General features: G+C 69.3%; 15 protein-coding genes and 1 tRNA gene. 15 read left to right on the top strand and 1 reads right to left on the bottom strand.

The genetic code is table 11. The features are described 5' to 3' along the window. The 3 genes from dnaK to RIF93_RS08035 form a co-directional block, all read left to right on the top strand. The coding region (dnaK, locus tag RIF93_RS08045; protein ID WP_309090171.1) for a molecular chaperone DnaK at positions 1-1,399 on the top strand (1,399 nt) is incomplete at its 5' end. 169 nt (positions 1,400-1,568) lie between these two features. Beyond that, positions 1,569-2,735, top strand: a complete 1,167-nt coding sequence (dnaJ, locus tag RIF93_RS08040) for a molecular chaperone DnaJ (RefSeq protein ID WP_309090173.1) — start codon at positions 1,569-1,571, stop codon at positions 2,733-2,735. Positions 2,736-2,812: 77 nt separating this feature from the next. Next, positions 2,813-3,445: a response regulator gene (locus RIF93_RS08035; protein WP_309090169.1), complete on the top strand. Its 633-nt coding sequence runs from the start codon at positions 2,813-2,815 to the stop codon at positions 3,443-3,445. Between the two features lies 1 nt (position 3,446). Here RIF93_RS08035 and RIF93_RS08030 read toward each other — a convergent pair whose 3' ends face one another. After that, positions 3,447-5,390 (bottom strand): PQQ-binding-like beta-propeller repeat protein, encoded by a 1,944-nt coding sequence (locus RIF93_RS08030; RefSeq protein ID WP_309090167.1) that lies wholly within the window; start codon positions 5,388-5,390, stop codon positions 3,447-3,449. A 173-nt stretch (positions 5,391-5,563) separates the two neighbouring features. On the opposite strand from RIF93_RS08030, the gene RIF93_RS08025 reads away from it, so the two are divergent. The 12 genes from RIF93_RS08025 to RIF93_RS07970 form a co-directional block, all read left to right on the top strand. After that, a tRNA-Arg gene (locus RIF93_RS08025) sits at positions 5,564-5,640 on the top strand. Positions 5,641-5,695: 55 nt separating this feature from the next. Next, the gene (locus RIF93_RS08020; RefSeq protein ID WP_309090165.1) at positions 5,696-9,034 is read left to right on the top strand and encodes a DEAD/DEAH box helicase; all 3,339 of its coding nucleotides are present in this window, start codon (positions 5,696-5,698) and stop codon (positions 9,032-9,034) included. Positions 9,035-9,184: 150 nt separating this feature from the next. Next, complete coding sequence (locus tag RIF93_RS08015) at positions 9,185-10,987, top strand: amidohydrolase family protein (RefSeq protein WP_309090163.1); 1,803 nt, start codon at positions 9,185-9,187, stop codon at positions 10,985-10,987. A gap of 31 nt (positions 10,988-11,018) precedes the next feature. Beyond that, positions 11,019-14,060, top strand: a complete 3,042-nt coding sequence (locus tag RIF93_RS08010) for a TonB-dependent receptor domain-containing protein (protein ID WP_309090161.1) — start codon at positions 11,019-11,021, stop codon at positions 14,058-14,060. 168 nt (positions 14,061-14,228) lie between these two features. Beyond that, entirely contained in the window at positions 14,229-14,726 is a 498-nt protein-coding gene (locus tag RIF93_RS08005; RefSeq protein WP_309090159.1) for a MarR family transcriptional regulator, read from the top strand. A gap of 214 nt (positions 14,727-14,940) precedes the next feature. Further along, a complete protein-coding gene (locus RIF93_RS08000) occupies positions 14,941-15,660 on the top strand; it encodes a TorF family putative porin (RefSeq protein WP_309090157.1) in 720 nt (239 codons plus the stop codon). A 72-nt stretch (positions 15,661-15,732) separates the two neighbouring features. After that, positions 15,733-17,676 carry a methyl-accepting chemotaxis protein gene (locus RIF93_RS07995; protein WP_309090155.1) on the top strand — a complete coding sequence of 648 codons (1,944 nt, stop codon included), beginning with the start codon at positions 15,733-15,735 and terminating at the stop codon, positions 17,674-17,676. A gap of 55 nt (positions 17,677-17,731) precedes the next feature. Next, positions 17,732-19,675: a methyl-accepting chemotaxis protein gene (locus tag RIF93_RS07990; RefSeq protein ID WP_309090154.1), complete on the top strand. Its 1,944-nt coding sequence runs from the start codon at positions 17,732-17,734 to the stop codon at positions 19,673-19,675. 7 nt (positions 19,676-19,682) lie between these two features. Beyond that, positions 19,683-19,985 (top strand): STAS domain-containing protein, encoded by a 303-nt coding sequence (locus tag RIF93_RS07985; protein WP_309090152.1) that lies wholly within the window; start codon positions 19,683-19,685, stop codon positions 19,983-19,985. Then, positions 19,982-20,347 (top strand): response regulator, encoded by a 366-nt coding sequence (locus RIF93_RS07980; protein WP_309090151.1) that lies wholly within the window; start codon positions 19,982-19,984, stop codon positions 20,345-20,347. The genes RIF93_RS07985 and RIF93_RS07980 overlap by 4 nt, the downstream gene beginning before the upstream one ends. A gap of 14 nt (positions 20,348-20,361) precedes the next feature. Next, positions 20,362-22,536, top strand: coding sequence for a chemotaxis protein CheA (locus RIF93_RS07975; RefSeq protein WP_309090149.1), 2,175 nt, complete (start codon positions 20,362-20,364; stop codon positions 22,534-22,536). Between the two features lie 5 nt (positions 22,537-22,541). After that, positions 22,542-22,811, top strand: a 270-nt coding sequence (locus tag RIF93_RS07970) for a chemotaxis protein CheW (protein ID WP_309090147.1), incomplete at its 3' end; no start/stop codon positions are given.

Genomic DNA, 22,811 nt, shown 5'->3' with positions numbered 1-22,811 from the left:
GCCGACCGCCGCGGCGCTCGCCTACGGGCTCGAGAAGAACGAAGGCAAGAAGATCGCGGTCTACGACCTGGGCGGCGGCACCTTCGACGTGTCGATCCTGGAGATCGGCGACGGCGTGTTCGAGGTGAAGTCGACGAACGGCGACACCTTCCTGGGCGGCGAGGACTTCGACCTGCGGATCGTCGACTACCTGGCTGACGAGTTCAAGAAGGAGCAGGGCGTCGACCTGCGGAAGGACAAGCTCGCCCTGCAGCGCCTGAAGGAAGAGGCTGAAAAGGCCAAGAAGGAGCTGTCGAGCGTCACCCAGTACGAGGTGAACCTGCCCTTCATCTCCATGAACCAGTCGGGCCCGCTGCACCTGAACATCAAGCTGTCGCGCGCCAAGCTGGAGGCCCTCGTCGAGGACCTGATCGTCAAGACGATCGGCCCCTGCGAGAACGCCCTGAAGGACGCGGGCCTGAAGAAGTCGGACATCGACGAGGTGATCCTGGTCGGCGGCATGACCCGCATGCCCAAGGTCGTCGAGACCGTGAAGGAGTTCTTCGGGCGCGAGCCGCACAAGGGCGTGAACCCGGACGAGGTCGTGGCGCTGGGCGCCGCGGTTCAGGCCGGCGTGCTGCAGGGCGACGTCAAGGACGTGCTGCTCCTGGACGTGACGCCGCTGACGCTCGGCATCGAGACGCTGGGCGGCGTGTTCACCCCGCTGATCGAGCGCAACACGACGATCCCGACCAAGCGCAGCCAGGTGTTCTCCACGGCCGACGACAACCAGTCGGCGGTGACGATCCGGGTGTTCCAGGGCGAGCGCCCGATGGCTCAGGACAACAAGATGCTGGGCCAGTTCGATCTGGTGGGCATCCCGCCGGCGCCCCGCGGCGTGCCGCAGATCGAGGTGACCTTCGACATCGACGCCAACGGCATCGTCAACGTCTCGGCCCGCGATAAGGCGACCTCCAAGGAGCAGTCGATCCGCATCCAGGCCAACGGCGGCCTTTCGGACGCCGACATCGAGGCCATGGTCAAGGAGGCCGAGTCCAACAAGGCCGAGGACGAGAAGCGCAAGCAGGCCGTCGAGGCCAAGAACCAGGCCGACGCGGTCATCCACTCGACCGAGAAGGCGCTGTCGGAACACGGCGACAAGGTCTCGGAAGCCGACCGCAGCGCGATCCAGTCGGCTCTCGATGACCTGAAGGGCTCGCTGGAGTCGAATGACGCCGAGGCCATCGCCGCCAAGACCCAGACCTTGATCCAGGCGTCGATGAAGCTGGGCGAGGCCATGTACAAGGCCCAGCAGGGCGACGGCGGCCAGCCGGCCGGCGAAAGCGCCCAGGCCTCTTCGGACGACGTCGTCGACGCCGAGTTCGAAGAGGTGGACGGCGACGGCAAGAAGTCGGCGTGACAACGCGCCCCATGGCGGCTTTGCGCATCATTTGCGATGACCGCCGTGGGGACGTCGCCGCCGCCTTCGCGGTAGAAGGTTGCCCCCGCCCGCTCGGCCGCAAGCCTTGCAGTCGGGCGGGGGCCCACCCACTTCATTTCCAGCCCAATTTTGAGCGCCTGACAGTTTGATGCGGGACTATTACGAGATCCTGGGCGTCAATCGCGGCTGCGACGATGCCGCCTTGAAGGCCGCGTTCCGCAAGCTCGCGATGGAGCACCATCCCGACCGCAACGGCGGTTGCGAGCAGGCCGCGGGCCGCTTCAAGGAAATCAACGAGGCCTACTCGGTCCTCTCCGACCCGCAGAAGCGGGCGGCCTACGACCGCTTCGGCCATGCCGGCGTCAACGGTATGGGCGGCGGCGGTCCGGGCGGGGCTCAGTTCCACGATGTGCACGACATCTTCAACGAGGTGTTCGGGGACGTCTTCGGCGACATGTTCGGCGGCCGCGCCGGCCGCGGCGGCCAGCGTTCGGGCCCGGCCCGCGGCGCCGACTTGCGTTACGATCTGGAGATCAGCCTCGAGCAGGCCTACGCCGGCTCGGAGGTCGAGATCACCGTGCCTTCGACGCTGAACTGCGAAACCTGCGACGGTACGGGCGCGAAGCCGGGCACCATTCCGACGACCTGCACCACCTGCCACGGCGCCGGCCGTGTGCGGGCGACCCAGGGCTTCTTCTCCATTGAGCGCGCCTGCCCCCGCTGCGGCGGCTCGGGCAAGATCGTGATCGACCCCTGCGCCGACTGCCACGGCATGGGCCAGATCCGTCGCGAGCGGACGCTGGCGGTCCGCATCCCCCCCGGCGTGGACGATGGCGCCCGCATCCGCCTGGCGGGCGAGGGCGACGCCGGCATGCGCGGCGGCCCCCGGGGCGACCTCTACATCTTCATCTCGGTGCGCCCGCACGAGCTGTTCGAGCGCGACGGGCTGGACCTGCTCTGCACGGTGCCCGTGCCCATGTGCGTCGCCGCCCTGGGCGGCGAGATCGAGGCGCCCTGCCTGCTGGGCGGCGACAACTGCGACGGCGAGTGCAAGATCACCGTCAAGGTGCCGGAAGGCGCCCAGACCGGCCGCACCATCCGGGTGAAAGGCCGCGGCATGCCGTCGCTGCGCTCGCGCGACCGGGGCGACCTGGTGGTGGAGCTGTTCGTCGAGACGCCGAGCAAGCTCACGCCGCGGCAGAAAGAGCTGATGCGCGAACTGGCCGGTCTGTGCAGCGAACAGCAGCATCCGAAGTCGGCGAACTTCTTGGGCAAGGCCAAGCGTTTCTGGGATGAGGTCACGGGCGCGGCGTAATGCCTCGCCGACTGGCTCCCGCAGGAACCGCCGCCTAAGCTTCTACCTCAGGTGGCGATCCCCGCCCTGAGGCCCGAATGAGTTCGACTCGCACCGTCCACGTTGTCGACGACGACGAGCTGCTGCGCGCGCTCGCCGCCCAGACCCTGGGCGAGGCCGGCTATCAGGTCGTGGCCCATCCGACCGGCGACGCATTCCTGGCCGTGCTGGACGACGCGTCGGCCGGCTGCATCCTGCTCGACATCGACATGCCGGGGCTCAGCGGTCTCGACGTGCAGGCGGCGCTCAACGCCCGCCGCTTGGCCTGGCCAGTGGTGGTGCTGACGGGCCGTGGCGGGGTTCGCATCGCCGTCGAAGCCATGAAGAACGGCGCCTTCGAGTTCCTGGAGAAACCCTACGAGCCGCCGGCGCTGCTGGCGGTGCTGGGCGCCGCCTTCGAGGCCTTCGAAGCCGACCGCGAGGTCCGTGCCGAGGCCGAGCGCGCGCGCGCCCTCGCCGATGCGCTATCGCCGCGCGAGCTGCAGGTGCTGCAGGGGCTGCTGGCCGGCATGCCCAGCAAGATCATCGCCCACGCCTTGGGGCTCAGCGTGCGCACGGTGGAGATCTACCGCGGCCACGTCATGGACAAGCTGCAGGTCCGCAGCCTCTCGGCCGCGATCCGACTGGCGCTGGCCGCCGGCGTCGAGCCCCTGCCCGAGCCGGCGCGCTAGCTCAGCGCTTGGGCCGGTAGGCCACCAGCACGTTGCCGGCCATCTGGCCGAACGAGGCGTAGCCGGAATTCACGAACACCATGCCGTCACCGGCGAACAGGCCGGCCGCGTCGATCGAGCCGCCGGAGCCTTCGAGGCCGTTCACCGTCCGGTGCGGCACGGCCGTGTCGTAAGTCGCCAGCAGCTTCCCGTTCGCCGCGTCCCAGACGTACAGCCGCCCGTCCAGGCCGCCCGCCAGCACGGCCCCGTCGATCACCAGCGGCGCGGCCGACAGGCCGTACTTGCCGCCGCAGATCGCCACGCGCGCCTTGCGCTCGCCCTCGCAGTCGGGGCTTGCCCGCCATTGCCAAGCAATCTTGCCGGTCGCCACATCGATGGCGTGCATCCCGGCGGCCGAGCGGTCGGCTGGCACGTTGGGGTCACTGATCGGCGCGAAGACACGGGTCCCGTCGGTGGTGATGCCCCAGTGGACGCCGCCAAGGGGCGTGCCCTTTCCGAACTGGTGGCGCCACAGCTTGCGGCCGTCCTTCGGATCCAGCGCCCAGACCTCGCCCGACTTCTGGCCGGCGAGGATGACCTCTTTCCCGCCCTTGCCGCGGAAGATCACCGGACCGCCGCCGAAGTCGTGGTCCAGGAGAACGCTGCCTTCATTGGCGAAGAAGCAGTTCGGTTTCAGGGGCTGGCCGGGCGGCGGCGGGCCGATCGGGCAGGCCATGTTCCAGACGTCGTTGGCGAGCGCCTGGAAGACCCACTTGGTCTTGCCGGTCTTGGCGTCGATGGCGACCACCGCGTCCGAGGTCTTGGTGGCCGGCGGCGAGGTGTTCTCGCCCGTCGAGGCGTAGACCACGTCGCGCTTGGGATCGTACGCAGGGCTGGACCAGATGGGCGCGCCCGAGGGGCCGTACATCTCTATCCCCTGCGAGTTCTTGCGGCCGAGCGGCTTGGCGCTCTCCATGGTGTGCCAGGTCCAGGCCACCTTGCCGGTCTTGGCATCCACCGCGACGATGTCGCCGTGGCTCTTGCAGCATTCGTGGGTGGGCCGCATGGCCGCGGCCACGTCCATCGCCGAGACGGGCACGATGATCTTGTCGCCGGCGAACAGCGGCGAGCCCGATAGGGGCGAGGCCGGATCGTGCTTGGGATCCGTCCGCCACAGGATCTTGCCGGTCTTGGCGTCAAGGGCGATCAGCTGGCCCGCCCCGTCGCCGCCGACCAGGCCCATCGGCCCGTCCTTGCCCAGCCGGCCGTAGGCCAGGCTGTTGCGGACGCCCGACGGCGTCTGCGTCGCCCACTTCACGCAGCCGGTCTTGGTGTCGAGGGCCACGACGTAGCTCGCCTGGCCGGCCGGATAGAAGACCGTGTTCCCGACGACGACGCCGGCGCCGCGCAGGCCCGAGGTCTTCGGCATGGCGAAGGCCCAGGCGACCTCCATGTTGGCGAGATCGGTTGTCTTCAGCCCGGCCTGGGCGGCGCTCTGCCGGCGGGTGTTGTCCTGATCGACGCCGAAGCCCACCTGGGCGGGCCGGGCGCTCAGATCGACCGCCGCGCGGTCGGCGGGGCATCTGTTGTCGTCGATCCAGGCCGTGCCGGTGGGACCCTCGGGTGCGGCCAGGTAGGCGACGACGTCGCGCAGCTGGCGCCGGTCAAGCTGGTCGCCGATCGGCTTCATGACGCCGGCGGTCAGCACCGTCGTCAGCGTCTGGGCGCTCATCTTGCGCAGGGCCGAGACCGGCGCGGCGCGGTCGCCCGGCGCCGGCTTCTCGTGGCAGCTGGCGCAGAACTGGTCGTAGACCGCCTTGCCGGGATGCGGCGCATCGTCGGTGGCCTGCGCCCGCGCCAGCTGGCCGACGCCCAGGCCTGCGCCCAGCGCCGCGGCAGCCACGGCGACCGCCGCGGCCCCGCCCATCGCGATCCTGGCCTGCGCCACCCGCTTCCAGACGCCCATCGGTTTCCCCCAAAACATACCGGCCGTTCGACGGCTCGCTCTCGGCGGAAGCTAACCGCCGCCCGTCTTTGCAAGATTGCCCGGCTGAAATCCGCAAGGGCAATGCGCACGGCGCCAAGCTCGCCGTTTGCCGCCGCGCCCGCTTTCGGCTAGAGAGACCGCCCGCTGAAGACGCACCCGTAGCTCAGCTGGATAGAGCGTTGCCCTCCGAAGGCAAAGGTCACACGTTCGAATCGTGTCGGGTGCGCCAGCGGAACGCCCATCGCCGCTAGCTGTTGGATTGCTCACCTCAAGGGGGTGAGCCAATGGACCGACGTCCGGAAACTGAGCCAGCAGATGGGGCGCACCTCGACGCGCCGCTTACGCCGGCCGGCCTGAGCATTTCGGACCCGGGGCCGCGAGCTGGCCCAGGCGAACGCCAAGCGCCCACCGCCTGGTGCGCTCACGCCCTGATCGAGCCCGCCCGCGCCGCGGCAGGTCGGGGGCTTCTCTACGCCGCATCCAGCGAGCGCCGCGCAGACGAGATCGGTCGGGCGCTGCGCCAGTTCGCCCCCGACGTCGAAGTTCTGGTGCTGCCGCCGTGGGATTGCCTGCCCTATGACCGGGCCTCGCCGTCGCGGGAATGCATGGGCCGACGCATGGCGGTGCTCGCGCGCCTCGCCGAGTCGCCGAACGGGCCCCGCGTCCTGGTGGCGAGCGCCGAGGCGCTCATGCAGCGCACCCCGCCCGCCCGGGTCGTCAAGAACGCGTCCCTGGTCCTGCGGACGGGAGAGCGGCTGGACCGCCCGGCCTTGCAGGTCTTCGCGGCGACCACGGGTTACCTCACCGACGACAGGATCGACGAGCCCGGCGAGATCGCGGTGCTGGGAAGCGTGGTGGACATCTACCCGGCCGCGGCCGCCGGTCCCGTCCGCATCGCCTTGGACGAGGACGACGTCATCCAGGAGATCAAGCGCTACGATCCGCTGACCCAGCGGAGCGAAACGATCGTCGACGAGGTGCTGATCGGCCCCGCCTCGGAGCTGATCCTCGATGTCGAAGACGCGGAGGAGCGCGCGACCGGCGACGAGCACAAGGCTCCCGAGACGTACGGGCGGATGTCGAGCGTCTTCGAACGCTTTCCCGACGCCCTCCTCGCCGCCGATCCGAAGGCGGAAGGCCGCGCGAGCGACTTCGCCGAGCAGGTGGCCGAAGCCTACGACGCGCGGCGGACGCTGGTCGAGGCTGACGCCGAACGGCTGACGCCGCCCGAGAAGCTCTACCTCACGCTGGAGGGCTTTCGCCGAGCGGCGGCGGGGCGGGAGCGCGTGAACCTGGGCGACGCCGCCGCCGCGACCCCGAACTTTGCCTCGGAGCGGAATCCCGGCCGCGCGTTCGCCGATTTCGTCGGCGAGAGGTTGCAGGACGGTCGCCGCGTGATTCTAGCGGGGCTGTCCCACGAACTGCGGCCGCTGGTGAGGGCTATCCAGCGCGGATTGGGGCAGAGCCCCCAAGCTGTCCCCGACTGGACGAGCGCTCTACAAGAGCCGGCCGGCTTGCTCGCCCTGACCGCGGATCTTGAAGCCGGCTTCGAGGACGCGGATGCGGACCTTGTGCTGATCGCCGCGTCGGACGTGCTCGGCGGGCGGGCGGCGGCGCGGGCTCGCGGGGAAGGCGGAGCGACCCTTCTCGGGGATCCTGACCTACGGGTGGGAGACGTGGTGATCCACGAGGAGCACGGCCTTGCGGTTCTGAAGGCGCTCGAGCGCGTGGAGGTCGACGGCGTCGAGCGCGACGCCCTTCGGCTGGAGTACCACGGCGGGGCGGGCCTGCTGGTCCCCGTCGAAGAGTTCGACAAGGTCTGGCGTTATGGCGCGGAGCCGGAGGCGGTGACCCTCGATCGCCTGCACACCGACGCCTGGAGCCGCAAGCGCGCCGAGTTGAGCGCCGATATCGACCAGACCGCCGTTCGGCTGGTGGAGCTGGCCCGAGCGCGCGCCCAGACCTCCGGCGCAGTGCTGGAGCCGCCAAAGGCGGCCTATGCCCGCTTCGCCGCCCGCTTCCCTTATCCCGAGACCCCCGACCAGGCCGCGGCCATCGAGGCGGTGCTGAAGGACCTTTCGTCTGGCAAGGTGATGAGCCGGCTCGTCTGCGGCGACGTCGGTTTCGGTAAGACCGAGGTCGCCCTGAGAGCCGCGGCTGCGGCGGCGCTCAGCGGCAAGCAGGTTGCGGTTGTCGCCCCGACCACGGTCCTCGCGCGCCAGCACTACGAGACCTTCCGACGTCGGTTTGCGGGCACAGGCATACGGGTCGGACGCCTGTCGCGGCTGGTGTCGCAGAGCGAGGCCGACGAGGTGAAGGCCGGGCTGGCGGACGGGTCGATCGGCGTGGTCGTGGGCACCCACGCGCTTGCGGGCAAGGGCGTGGCCTTCGCCGACCTGGGTCTGCTCATCATCGACGAGGAGCAGCGGTTCGGCGCCAAGCTGAAAAGCCAACTCCGCGACCTCGCGCCCGACGCGCACCTGCTGACCATGACCGCCACGCCCATCCCGCGGACGCTGCAGCTCGCGATGGTCGGGGTGGAGGACGTCAGCGTCATCGCCACGCCACCTTCCCGCAAGCGCCCGGTCCGTACGTTCGTCGCGCCGTGGGACGCAGCGACGGTGCGCACGGCCCTCCTGCGGGAACATCGCCGGGGAGGACAAAGCTTCGTCGTCGCGCCGCGGATCGAGGACATCGCCGAACTTGCGGAGGAACTCGCGCGCGTGGCGCCGGAACTCACTACCCGCGTCGCGCACGGCGAGCTGCCCGCCGAGGAGGTGGACGAGGCGATGGTGGGCTTCGCCTCGGGCGACGGAGACGTTCTCCTGGCCACCAACATCATCGAGAGCGGCCTGGACGTCCCGCGGGCGAACACGATGCTGGTCTGGCGCGCCGACCTTTTTGGGCTCGCCCAGCTCCACCAGCTGCGCGGGCGCGTCGGTCGCGGCCGCACGCAGGGCGTCGCTTACCTGTTGCACGACCCCACGCAGGAGATGCCGCCTGCAACACGCGCGCGGCTGTCCACCCTGGAAGCGTTCGACCGGCTTGGGTCGGGCCTAGCAATTAGCGCCCGAGACCTGGAGCTCCGGGGCGCCGGCGACCTGATTGGTGACGACCAGGCGGGCCACGTGAAGCTGATCGGAACCAGCCTCTACCAGAAGCTGCTCACGCGCGCGGTCCGGGTGGCGAAGGGCGAAGTCACCGGACCCGAGTGGACGCCGGTCCTGAACGTGGGGCTCACGGGCGCCATTCCGGAAAGCTACGTTCCCGACCCGACCATCCGGATCAATCTCTACGCGCGGCTGGCGCGGCTGACGGAGTTGGAGGAGGTCGAGGACTTCGCCGAGGAACTCGAAGATCGATTCGGGGCCCCGCCCGAGGAATGCACAAGCCTGCTCGATCTTGCCCGGCTGCAGGCGTTGGCCCGCGCCGTCGGGGTCGCGCGCATCGAGGCCGGCCCCAAGGCCATCGCCCTGACGATGGTGGGAGCGCCCCCGTCGCGGCTGCCGAATGGGGCCCAACTCAAGAACGGTCGACTGGTGAGGGCCCGAGCTTCGACTGACGGAAGCCCGGGCGTGGAAGAGATCCGCGCGCTCGTTGAGGCGCTGCTGGTCGGATCGTGACGACGCCCCGCGCGGGGCCCGCCGGAAGGTCAGCTTCTGCGCAGAAACGTCGCACCTGAGCCACGGTGAGGCAAAATCGTTCCCGGCTGGCTTGTGAATGGCGATCACCTAGGACAAACCACCTCGATAGTTGGCGTCGGGGGTACAAACATGTCGCGCTGGTTGCGCTTCTCGCGGACGCTCGGCGCGGTTGCCCTTGCAGCCAGCCTAACCCAGGCCGCCGAGGCCCAGGCGCCTTCCGGTCGCGTGACGGCCATCATGGGCGCGACGGTCTTCCCCGCCACCGGCCAGGCGCCGTACGTCGCCAACGTCGTCATCCGCGACGGTCGCATCGCCGCGGTGGGCCTGAAGGTACGGGCTCCGCGAGGCGCGGCGGTGGTCGACGCCAAGGGCCAGGCGCTGCTGCCCGGCTTCTACGACTTGCACACCCACTGGACGCCGGCGGGTAAGCCCAACATCATGCCCGAGATCGCGAACGCCTACATCGCCGCGGGCGTGACGACGGTGAACGACTTCCACCAGTCGCCCGAAAGCTGGCAGCCGCGCCGGGCGTGGCTGGCCACCCTGGCCGCGCCGCACGTTAACTTCACCGCCCGCACCTCGACGCCGGGCGGCCACGGCGCCGACTGGGCCGACGTCAACACGACCAAGTGGGTGAACACGCCGGAAGCGGCTCGCCAGGCGATCCGCGAGCTGGTCCCCTACAAGCCCGATGTCATCAAGGCCTTCGCCGACGGCTGGCGCTATGGCACGGCCCCGGACAACACCAGCATGGACGAGGGCACGCTCGCCGCCCTGGTGGACGAGGCGCACAAGAACGGCTGGAAGGTCGGCACCCATACGGTGACGGTGGAGCGCGGCCGGGTTGCCGGCCGGGCCAAGGTCGATTTTATCGCCCACAGCCTGCAGGACCGCGAGATCGACGCCGAGACGATTGCCGCCATCAAGCAGGGCGGAACCGCCTATGCGCCGACGCTGGCGGTCTACGAGCCGGTGAAGCCCGGCATGGCGCCGCCGGAGAACCGTGAGGAGCCGCGCTTCCGGCAGTCGGTGCGCAAGTTCGGCTTCGCGATGAAGAACGTGAAGGCGCTGCATGACGCCGGCGTGCCGATCGCCCTGGGCACCGACGCAGGCATGCCGAATACCCCGCACGGCACATCCACTCTGCGCGAGATGGAGCTCTTGGTGCAGGCTGGCCTGACGCCGACCGAGGCGCTGACGGCCGCGACCGCCAACAGCGCCCGCGTGCTGGACCAGATCGGCGACCGAGGCACCATCGAGGTCGGCAAGCGCGCCGACCTGGTGCTGGTGAACGGTCAACCGTGGCGCAACATTTCGGACGTGCGCCGCACGGTCCGGGTGTTCATCGACGGCAGGCAGGTGCACGGGCCGGGGACGACGCTGCCGAAGGCGAATGGCGAGCGGGCGCTGCCCGCCGTCACAGTGGCCGCGCTGATCGACGACTTCGAGCGCGCGGACGGCCGCACGCGGCTGGACACCCTGCGCACCGACGACATGGACGGCGGGCACGATCGCACCGTGCAGGTCAGCCAGGTGATCGACCGGGTGGGCGGCGGCAAGGCCCTCAGCCTCTCGGCGAAGCTCGCGGTCAAAGAGGACCCGCAGGCCGCGGTGATCCTGCCGCTGACCCGCGGCTCGGTCCGGCCGGTGGACGCCCGCGCCTACAGGGGCGTGCGGTTCGACATCCGTGGCGGCGAGGGCCAGCATCGGCTGCTGGTCAACACGCTGAACGGCCGCTGGGCCGCCGACGTGAGGGCCGGTCCGGACTGGCGGAGTGTCGAAGTCCCGTTCTCCGAGCTGAAGCGTGCGCCAGGCCGTGGCGCTGCGACCGGTCCGTGGACGGGCATGGACCTTACCGAGGTGGAGTTCGCCGGCTCGCACGACGGCGGCCGCAAGCTCTGGCTCGAGCTGGACAACGTCGCCTTCTACTGAGGCGGCCACGACAAGAAGAGGGGGTAGTTAGATGCGTTTCCGTTCCCTGCGCAGCGTGATGCTGGGCTCCACCGTCCTTTGCGGCCTAGCGCTCGCCGGCGCCGCCCATGCCCAGAGCGCCGAAGAGGCTACAGTCGACGAGCTGGTCGTCGTCGGCTCGCAGATCCAGGGCTCGTCGGTCACCGCCGCCGTGCCGGTGACCGTGGTCGGCGCCGAGGAGCTCGCCGCCACCGCCGCCACCTCGGGCGACGACCTCTTCCGCTCGATCCCGCAGATGGGCGACGTCAGCTTCAACTCGGCCTACCTGCCGAACTCGTCCAACTCAGCCCGCGGAGACGTGGGTTCGGTGAACCTGCGCAACCTGGGCGTCGGCAACACGCTCGTGCTGCTCAACGGCCGCCGGGTGGTGGCCCACCCGACCAGCCGCGCCGACGAGAACCTGGTGCCGGTGCTCACCTACAACACCAACGCCATTCCGGTGTCGGGCCTGAAGCGGCTGGAGGTGCTGCGCGACGGCGCCGCGGCGCTCTACGGCTCGGACGCGGTGGCCGGCGTCGTCAACACGGTGCTGCAGGACAACTTCGATGGCCTGCAGGTCGAGGCGCAGTACGGGGCGGCCGAGGGTACACACCTGCGCGAGGCTGAGATCAACCTGCTGGCCGGCAAGAACTGGGACCGCGGCAACCTGACGGTCTTCGTCACCTACGCCGACAAGACCGCGCTGCGGGCGTGGGACCAGGACTACACCTCCTCGTCCGACAAGCGGCCGCTGTTCGTGGGCACCGCGTTCGAGGGGCTGGCCGGCCTCGACCAGCGCATCACCACCATGCCCTGGGCCTCGCTGCAGACCCTCGGCAACGTCGCGGTCCGCCGCAACGGAGCGCTGGTCACCTCCACCGCCGGGGCCTTCCACACCCAGCCGACCAGCTTCGGTGGCTGCACCGTGACACTGGGCGCCTACTGCATCGACGACGCCGCGCCGGCCACTGCGGGCGCCGACCGCGACCTGCGGTTCGACAACAGCGGCTCGTTCAACACCTCGGTCATGCCGTCGACCGAACGCTTCAACGGGTTCCTGACCGGCAACTGGGAGCTGACGCCCGACATCGAGGCGTTTGGCGAGGTCGGCTACTACAGCGCCGTCACCCATAGCGTGCAGGCGCCGACGGCGACCCTCAGTTCGCTGCCGATCACGGTGCCGGCGTCGAACTACTGGAACCCCTTCGGCCCGGCGGTCTTCGCCAACGGCCAGGCGAACCCGAACCGCCTGTCGGGCATCACCGCGCCCGCGGCCGGCCTGCCCGTGGTCATCCGCGGCTACACCTTCGCCGACGTCGGCCCGAACGAGGTCGACGTGAACCTGACGCAGACTCGGTTCCTCGCCGGCCTGCGCGGCGAGAAGTTCGGCTTCAACTGGGAAAGCGCCGTCCTGTACTCGCACGCCAAGGCCAAGGACGTGTCGGACGGCATCAGCGCCACCTTGCTGCAGCAGAGCCTCGCGCTGTCGACGCCCGACGCCTACAACCCCTTCAACGGGGGCGACCCGGCCAACCCGAGCATCGGCGACGCCACGCCTTCGTCCCAGGCCGCTATCGACGCCATCAGCATCCGCACGAAACGGGTTTCGACCAGCTCGCTGTCGCTGGCCGACTTCAAGGTGTCGAAGGCCGACCTCTTCGCGCTGCCCGGCGGCAATGTGGGCTTCGCCGCCGGCGTCGAATGGCGTCGCGAGACCCAGCAGGATGACCGCGATCCGCGCCTGGACGGCACGATCACCTTCACCGACGCGGTGACCGGCACGGTTTACGGCAACGACCTGATCGGCTCGTCGCCCTCGCCCGACACCAAGGGCAAGCGCGAGGTGACCTCGGCCTACGCCGAGCTCGCGATTCCGGTGGTCTCGCCCGAGATGGACATCCCGTTCGTCCATAACCTCGAGTTCCAGCTGGCCGGCCGCTACGAGGACTTCTCGGACGTCGGCGACGTGGCCAAGCCGAAGATCGCGGGCGCCTGGGACCTGTTCGACGGCTTCCGCATCCGGGGCTCGTGGGCGCAAGGCTTCAAGGCCCCGAACCTCGAGCAGATCAACGCCAGCCTGGTGACGCGTTCGAACACCCGCACCGACTGGATCCGCTGCGAGGCGGACCTGCGGGCGGGCCGGATCAGCAGCTTCTCGAACTGCTCGCGCTCGGGCTCGACCACCGCCCGGCGGGCCGGCAACCCGGACCTGAAGCCGGAGGAGAGCGAAACCTGGGGCCTGGGCGTCGTCTTCCAGCCGCACTTCGTGCCGCCGGAGTTCGGCCGGTTCACCTTCACCGTCGACTACTGGGACGTGAAGCAGACGGGCATCGTGGGTCTGTTCGGCGAGGGCAATGCGCTGATCCAGGACTACCTGGAGCGCATCCAGGGCCGGACGAACCCGAACGTCGTGCGCGCCGCCCCGACCGCCGACGAGATCGCCGCCTTCGACGGCACTGGCCTCGCACCGGCGGGCCAAGTGCTCTACGTCAACGACCAGTACCAGAACCTGCTGCCGCAGCACGCCAAAGGCTTGGACATCGGGGTGATCTGGAGCCTGAACACCGACCGGTTCGGCGACTTCGACGTCAACTTCAACGCCGCTCACCTGATCAAATTCTACCGCTCGCCCTCGCCCGGCATTGCGGCCCTGCTGGCGGCGCGTGAAGCCGGCACGATCAACCCGGGCACGACGATCACGGGGGGCGGCGACCTGATCCGGCAAAACGGGCGGCCGGAGTGGAAGTGGTCGGCCTCGCTGACCTGGCGCTACGACCAGTTCACGGTCGGGGCGTTCACCCAGTACATCGACGACGTCGAGGACACCGACCTGCGCGATCCGGCCGGCGATCCGTGGCTGATCGACAGCCAGATCACCGCCAACCTGTACGGCCAGTACGAGTTCGAGGACGGCTGGATGGGCGACACCCGCCTGCGGGTGGGCGTCCGCAACATCACGGACGAGAAGCCGCCTCTGGCCATCGAAGGCTATCTCGGCGAGCTGTACCAGCCTTACAGCCGCTACTGGTACGTGAACGTCCGGAAGACGTTCTAGTCCGCGCTTCACCGCGCCGCGCGACGTCCACGTCCGGAACCCCGGGCGTGGGCGTTGTGATGTGACCCATTGTGACGCCTCTGTAACACTGCGCCATTTTGCCATCCCTCCCCCAATCACCGAACGTTGTAGGGGGTAACCTTAAGTGTAGTCTTGGGGGATTGGGGCGTGAGCGAGGCGATCAAGAAGGTCGAGCCTGTATCGGACCGCGCGCGCCGTCTCAGGATTTTCTATGTGGCCTCGCACCTCTGGGAGCGTCGCGACCGAGTCCTGTCGGACATCCTGCGGCCGCATGCGCTGTCCTTGCCGCAATGGCGCCTGCTCTATTCCCTGCCCAAGCTGCCGAACCGGACCATGAACGAGGTGGCCGAGTTTCTGACGCTGGACCGCACCAGCCTGACCCGCGCCGTGGACAAGCTGGTCCAGCGGGGCCTGTTGCTGCGCACCGAAGTGGCCCACGACCGCCGCCTGACCGAGATCACCCTCACCGCCGCTGGCCGCGCCCTGCGCGCCGACGTGCTGGAGCAGAACGTCGAGCTCTATGAGCGGCTGGTGGAAGGCCTCGACAGCGAAAGCCTGGACGTGGCCAGCGACGTGCTCGAGGTGATGCTGGAGCGGCTGGTCGGCCACCGCGCCGGCGCTCGCCGGATCGTCGACATCTACTGATCCCGCCGTCCAGGGCGGTTGTGCGACGGGCGCGGAGCTTCCGCGCCCGTTGTCGTTTGGCCCGACCCGTTATGTGCCGGATGCGCATAAATATGCGCACGTTATGAATTCGATTACGCGAATGCTTTGAATATACTGCGCCGCGGAGGCAGCAACCTTAATTTTACAGGTGACCGATACATGTAGCGTGACTTCTAAATCTAGGAACGCGCCTATGTTTCTTCGGTTTCACCTGAATCTGGTTACGTCCGCCCTGGCTGCAATTTGCGCGTTCGTCACGCCCGCCGCCGCCGCGGCCGCCGCGGCCGAGAAGACGGGCCTTGTCGACGTCTCGGTCGAGCTCGGCGCCGCCACGGAATATGTCTCCAAGGGCGTCGGCAAGAGCATGGGCGAGCCCCATGTCTACGGCAGCGTCACCGCCTCGCACGGCCCGGCCTACATCAAGGTCTATGCGACGCCGGTCGAGCTGTCGCGCGGCTCGGACAGCGAGATCCTGACGACGGTCGGCGTCCAGCCGAAGGCCGCGGGCCTCGAGTTTGACGTCAAGGCCATCTACCGCCTGCGGCCCGGCACCGACGCTGGCGTCGACTCCACCTACTGGGAAGTCGAGGCCGACGTGACCAAGAAGGCCGGCCCCGTCAGCACCCGTCTGCGCGTGAACTACACGCCGGACGGCTTCGCCGGCACGAAGGAGGCCTGGTGGGTCGAAGGCCAGGCGACCTGGAAGGTCGCCGCCAAGACCAAGGTCAGCGCCGCCCTGGGCCGCCGTGAGGCGACCGGCGGTCAGGACTACACCGCCTACAGCATCGGCGTGCGCCAAGGCCTGACGAAGAACCTGGAGGCCGACCTCCGCTGGTACGGCACGAACCATGCCGACGACTTACGCGGCGAGTACCGCCCGGGTCTCGTCGGCAGCCTGAACCTGAAATTCTGACGCCGAACGAAACCGCCGCCGCCCTCAGCGGGCGCGCCGGCCGCCGCCACCGTCCGACCTAGGAGCCCCTCCGTGTCGCTCAAGAACCTCAAGATCGCCCACAAGCAGGCTCTGGCCTTCGCGGCCATCGTCGCCACGATCATGGCGCTGGGCGCCACCGTGCTGGTCAACCTGCGGGCCATCGAAGGCGCCCGCCAGGCGAACGACCACTCCAACGAGGTGCTGCGTAAGGTCGCCGCGGTCGAGTTCTCGCTGGCGCGCCAGGAGAACAGCTTCCGTGGGCTCCTGCTCTCAGCCAATCCCTACTACGCCGAGCGCGTCCAGAAGCACCGCAACACCTTCCTCAGCCGCCTGAAGGAGCTGCGCGAACTGCAGCGCGAGGATCGTGACGCCCAGAAGCTGATCGACGCCCTGCAGGCCTCGGCCGACGCCTGGTTCAACGACGTCGCCGTCGAAGGCCAGCGGCTGGCCCGCGACCCGGCTACCCATGGGCAGGCGGTGCAGATGGTGGGTCCGGACGGGATCGCCGACGAGCGCATCGCGCCGGCGGAAGCGGCCATCGAGAAGATCATCCAGATCGAGGAAGAGCAGCTCTTGCAGCGCAACGCCGAGATGGCGCGCGCCAACAGCACCGTGACCATCGTGGTCGCCGCCGGCGTCAGTGTTGCGATCCTCATCGCCATCGCCGCGGGCCTCCTGCTGTCGCGGACCGTGGCGGCGCCGGTGGTCGCTATGACGGCAGCGATGCGGCGCCTGGCGGGCGGCGACAACACGATCGAGATCCCAGCGCGCGACCGGAAGGACGAGATCGGCGAGATGGCCGGCGCGGTGCAGGTGTTCAAGGACGCCGCGATCGAGAAGCTGCGCCTGGAGGGCATGACCGCCGAACAGGCGAAGGCCGCGGAAGAGGAGCGCGCGCGCAACGAGGCCGCCAAGGCCAAGGCGGCGCGTGAGCAGCAGCAGGTCGTCGACTCAATCGCGGCGGGTCTGGACCGCCTCGCCGAAGGCGACCTGGTCTTCCGCATCACGCAGCCGTTCGCGGCCGACTACGAGAAGCTCCGCACGGACTTCAACCGCGCCATGGACCAGCTCCAGGAAACGATGAAGGTCATCACGGGCGCGACGCACGGCATCCGCTCCGGCAGCGGCGAAATCACCGAAGCGGCCGACGCCCTGGCGCGGCGCACCGAGCAGCAGGCCGCCTCGCTGGAGGAGACCGCCGCCGCTCTCGAACAGATCACAGCCACGGTCCGCAAGACTGCCGAAGGCGCCAACCACGCCCGCGACACCGTTGCGGCCGCCAAGGACGACGGCGAGAAGTCCGGCGAGGTCGTGCGCAACGCCTTCGCCGCGATGGGCGAGATCGAGAAGTCGGCCCAGCAGATCAGCCAGATCATCGGCGTCATCGATGAGATCGCCTTCCAGACCAACCTCTTGGCCCTGAACGCGGGTGTCGAAGCCGCCCGCGCCGGCGACGCCGGCAAGGGCTTCGCCGTGGTCGCCTCTGAGGTCCGGGCCCTGGCCCAGCGGTCGGCAGACGCCGCCAAGGAGATCAAGACCCTGATCTCGGCATCGACCCAGCAGGTCGGACAGGGCGTGACCCTGGTCGGCGAAGCGGGCGAGGCCCTGAACCGCATCGTCGCTCAGGTCAGCGACATCAACACGGTGGTCGTGGAGATCGCTGCGTCGGCCCACGAGCAGGCCTCGGGCCTCGCGCAGGTCAACACGGCGGTCAACCAGATGGACCAGCTCACCCAGCAGAATGCCGCGATGGTCGAGGAATCGACCGCCGCCAGCCACGGCCTCTCCAGAGAAGCCGAGGAGCTCGTGCGCCTCATCGGCCGGTTCAAGGTCGGTGAGCCTTCGATCCAATCGCCCACAAGCCGGCCGGTGCGAGCCCAACCTGCCCGCGCGCCTGTGGCCGCGCTGAAGACCGTCTCCACCCACGCGGGCGGCGGCGGAGCCCTCTTGAAACCCCCGCCCGCAGCTCAGCCCGACCACTGGGAAGAGTTCTAGTGTCCGCCGCCGTTCGGGGGGACCCGGACCCGCGCCTCAACGCAGAGAAATCATCGTGTCGCTCAACAATCTGAAGCTCTCATCCAAGCTCGCCTTCGCCTTCTCGGGCGTGGTCCTCACCGTCCTCCTGATGGTCGGCGTGGTCTTCGGCGTCGCGCTCCTCCACCAGCAAACAGACGTCGACAACGAGCGCTCGTTTGAGGCCGAAATCCTGCTGGAAACCGCTCAGCTGGAGATCTTCAACGCCTCGAGCGCCGTGCGCGGCTACATGGTTACGGGCAGTGCCAAGAGCCGTGACCGTGCGATCTCCGCCGAGCGGAAGTTTCACGAGGTTGTTGCCGAGCTCGAGAAGCACGCGAGCGATGAGCCGTCCGTGCACGCGCCGCTGGAGGCGTTCAAGGCCGCTCAGCGTGACTGGAAGACCGGAGCCTTGGATCGCCAGCTTGGGCTGATGCAGAACCCAGCCACGCGACAAGCGGCCCTCCAGACCATGAGCGACCCGTCCGTCGCGGAGAAGCTTGATCGCGTCCGAGCTACGGCCGATGCGCTGACTGAAGCGATCGATCTCTGGTCCACGCGCGAGGGTGACGAGGCCCGAGCGTCGATGCGGCTCATCATGACTGCGCTCATCGCCGGCGGCCTTAGCGCCATCGCTCTTTCGGTCGCCATGGGGTGGCTGCTGTCGCGGATGATCGGCGCTCCCGTGGTCAGCATGACAGAGGTCATGCGCAAGCTGGCGGGCGGCGACAATACGGTCGAAATCCCCGCCCGAGACCGCAAGGACGAGATCGGCGACATGGCCGGCGCGGTGCAGGTCTTCAAGGACGCTGCCATCGAGAAGCTGCGCCTGGAGGGGATGACCGCCGAGCAGGCCAAGGCCGCCGAAGAAGAGCGCGCGCGCAACGAGGCCGCCAAGGCCCAGGCCGCTCGCGAGCAGCAGCTGGTGGTCGACTCGATCGCCACCGGCCTGACGAAGCTGGCCGCCGGAGACCTCGTGTTCCGCATCACCCAGCCGTTCGCGCCCGAGTACGAGAAGCTGCGCGCGGACTTCAACGGCGCCATGGAGCAGCTCCAGGAGACCATGAAGGTCATCACCGGCGCGACCCAGGGCATCCGTTCGGGCACGGACGAGATCAGCCAGGCGGCCGACGACCTTTCCAAGCGAACGGAGCAGCAGGCTGCCTCTCTCGAGGAGACCGCCGCAGCCCTCGACCAGATCACGGCCACGGTCCGCAAGACCGCCGAAGGCGCTAATCATGCCCGCGACGTCGTCTCGACTGCGAAGGGGGACGCCGAGCACTCGGGCGAGGTCGTTCGGAATGCGGTCTCCGCCATGAGCGAGATCGAGCGATCGTCGCAGCAGATCAGCCAGATCATCGGGGTCATCGACGAGATCGCCTTCCAGACCAACCTGCTGGCGCTGAACGCGGGCGTCGAAGCCGCCCGCGCCGGCGACGCCGGCAAGGGCTTCGCCGTCGTCGCCTCCGAAGTGCGGGCGCTGGCTCAGCGCTCGGCCGACGCCGCCAAGGAGATCAAGACGCTGATCTCGGCCTCGACCCAGCAGGTCGGGCAGGGCGTGGCGCTGGTGGGTGAGACGGGCCAAGCCCTGGAGCGCATCGTCGCCCAGGTCGGCGAAATCACCAACATCGTCTCGGAGATCGCCGCCTCCGCCCAGGAGCAGGCCACCGGCCTCAACCAGGTGAACACCGCGGTCAACCAGATGGACCAGGTGACCCAGCAGAACGCCGCGATGGTCGAGGAGTCCACCGCCGCCAGCCACAGCCTGGCCACCGAGACCGAAGAGCTGGCGCGTCTGATCAGCCGCTTCCAGGTCGGCCAAACGGCGGCGGCCCAGGCCCGAGCGCCGTCGGCCCGGACCCCAGCGAGGGCTCCCGTCGCCGCTCTGAAGACCGTCTCGACCCATGCCCGCGGCGGCGGAGCGCTGGCCAGGGCCGCGGCCGAGCCGACGGTGGATACCGACAGCTGGGAAGAGTTCTGAGGGCCCGATGGACAGCCAAGCCGACACGCCCGCCGCCGTTCGCCTCCCGCCGGTGCTCGACTTGACCGCCGCTGCGCCGCTTGCGCGCCAGCTCGAAGAACTGCGCGGCCGCGCGGTCGCCCTGGACGGCTCGGCCGTTCAGCGGCTGGGCGGCCAGTGCCTCCAGGTGCTCCTGTCGGCCAGGGCTACGTGGCTCGCGGATGGTCAGGCGTTCAGCCTGACCGATCCCTCCGATGAACTGACCGCCGCGCTCTTGTTGCTGGGGGCGCCTGTCGATCCGACCTTCCAAACCCCGGAGCTCGCCCCATGAGCAAGATCGTCCTGACCGTCGACGACAGCCGCACCATGCGCGACATGCTGCGTCTGGCCCTGACCAACGCGGGCTTCACCGTCCTGCAAGCCGAAGACGGCGAGCACGGCCTGGAGGTCATGCGCGACGGCGGCCCAGACGTCATCGTCACCGACATCAACATGCCGAAGCTTGACGGCTACGGCTTCATCGAGGGCGTCCGGGCCGACCCGGTCTACCGGGCGACGCCGATCCTGGTGCTGTCCACCGAGAGCAGCGCTGAGAAGAAGATGCGCGCCCGCGAGGCCGGAGCCAGCGGTTGGATCGTCAAGCCCTTCAGCCCCGACAAGCTGGTCGAGGCCATCCGACGCGTCGCGGCTTAAGGAGCGCGCCGTCGATGGACCCGATGGAGGAAATCCGGACGACGTTCTTCCAGGAATGCGAGGAACAACTCGCCGAACTGGAGACCGGCCTGCTGGCCATGCAAGGGGGCGAGGGCTCGGACGAGACGGTGAACGCCGTCTTCCGCGCCGTGCACTCGGTGAAGGGCGGCGCAGGCGCGTTCGGCCTGGATGACCTGGTGCGCTTCGCCCACGTCTTCGAGACGACGCTCGACGAGCTGCGTGCAGGACGCCTGGCTGCCGGACCGGACATCGTGGCCGCCCTGTTGCGGTCGGCCGACGTGCTGGCCGACCTGGTCCGCGCCGCCCGTGACGGCGGATCGGTGGACCCGGCCCATTGCGACGCGGTAGCGGCCGAGCTTTCGGTCTTCACCGGCGCCGACGTCCACGCCGCGGCCGACGAGGACGACGACGGCATGGCCGACTTCGATTTCCAGCCGGTGCAGTTCGCCGCGTCCGACCTTCCGGCCGCAACCGCGCCGCCGACCGGATGGACCGTGCGGTTCAAGCCGCGAGCCGAGCTCTACAAGAAGGCCAACGACAGCGTCCTGCTGCTGCGCGAGCTCGCGCGCCTGGGGCAGGTCGAAGTCGAGCTGGACGCCCGCGACCTGCCGCTGCTGCAGCAGCTCGACCCCGAGGGCGCCTATCTCGCCTGGACCGTCCGCCTTTCAGGCGACGCCAAGCGCGAGGACGTGGCGGAGGTCTTCGAGTTCGTCGAGAGCGATTGCGAGCTCACGATCACCGCCGCCGGCGATCCGCCCCCGGAAGGAGGCCTGCCGGTGGACGAGACGCCTGTCGCCGACGAGCTGGATATCGCCGCCCTGATCAGTCGCGCCCAACTGGCCGCCGAGGGCGAGCCTGCCGCGGCCGTTACGGCCGATCCGGAACCGGCCGCCGAGGCGGCCGTCGCCGCCCCCGCGGCCGACGCCGCCAACGACAAGGGCCAGGCCAAGCCCGCCGCCACCGGCGTGGGCAATCCGACTATCCGCGTCGATCTCGACCGCGTGGACCGTCTCATCGACCTTGTCGGCGAGCTGGTCATCAACCAGGCCATGATGGCCCAGCGGGTCACTGAAGCCGGCATGATCCGCGACACCAACGTGGCCGTGGCCCTGGACGACCTGGAGCAGCTGACGCGCGAGATCCAGGACAGCGTCATGGCCATCCGCGCCCAGCCGGTGAAGTCGGTGTTCCAGCGGATGCCGCGCCTGGTCCGCGAAGTGGCCAGCGCCACCGGCAAGCAGGTGCGCCTGGTGACCGAGGGCGAGGGCACCGAGGTCGACAAGACGGTCATCGAGCGGCTGACCGATCCGCTCACCCACATGATCCGCAACGCCATCGACCACGGCCTGGAGAAGCCCGAGAAGCGGGTCGAGGCGGGCAAGCCGGCGGAGGGAACTGTGCGCCTGTCGGCCCTGCACCGCTCGGGCCGGATCGTCATCGAAGTGGCCGACGACGGCGGCGGCATCAACCGCCCGCGCGTGAAGGCCATCGCTGTCGAGAAGGGTTTGATCCCCCCCGACGCCCAGCTCTCGGACGAGGAGATCGACAACCTGATCTTCATGCCCGGCTTCTCCACCGCCGACGCGGTGTCCGACATCTCCGGCCGCGGAGTTGGCATGGATGTGGTCAAACGCTCGATCCAGGAGCTGGGCGGCCGCATCTCGATCAGCTCGCGCCCGGGCGAAGGCTCGACCTTCATCATGAGCCTGCCGCTGACGCTGGCGGTGCTGGACGGCATGGTCGTCTCGGCCGGCGACCAGACCCTGGTCGTGCCGCTGAGCGCCATCGTCGAGACCCTGCAGCCGCGCCCGGCCGACGTGCATCCCACCACCGGCGGCGGGCGGGTGATCTCCATCCGCGGCGCGTACACCTCGCTGGTCGACGTCGGCGCAGCCCTTGGCTACCGCGCCCAGCCGCTCGAGCCTGAGCGTGGCGTCGCCCTGCTGATCGAGGGCGAGGGCGGCTCGCGCGCCGTGCTGATGGTCGAGGCCATCCAGGGCCAGCGCCAGGTCGTCATCAAGAGCCTAGAAGCCAATTACCGCCGGGTGCCCGGTATCGCCGCGGCCACGATCCTGGGCGACGGGCGCGTGGCGCTCATCCTCGACGTGGACGCCCTCGTCGCCGCCTCCCGCACCGCCGAGACGCCTCGGCTCCTCCAAGCAGGGTGATTCCTATGACCGACCTCTCCAACACCGCCGGCCTCGGCCAGGAGCTGATCTCCTTCCGCATCGGCGCGCAGGAGTTCTGCGTCGACATCATGGACGTGCGTGAGATCCGCGGCTGGACCCCGGCCACCGCCATCCCGCAGGCGCCGGCCTTCGTGCGGGGCGTGATCAACCTGCGCGGCGCCGTGCTGCCGATCCTGGACCTGGGCGCCCGCCTGGGCCTGGGCGCGGCTGACCCGACGGCGCGGCACGTCATCATCGTGACCCAGGTCGAGAAG

The sequence above is a fragment of the Phenylobacterium sp. genome (genome assembly GCF_031181185.1).
GTDB lineage: Bacteria > Pseudomonadota > Alphaproteobacteria > Caulobacterales > Caulobacteraceae > Phenylobacterium.
The sequence above is the reverse complement of the archived record's forward strand: the minus strand, read 5'-3'. Positions and strand labels throughout refer to the sequence as shown.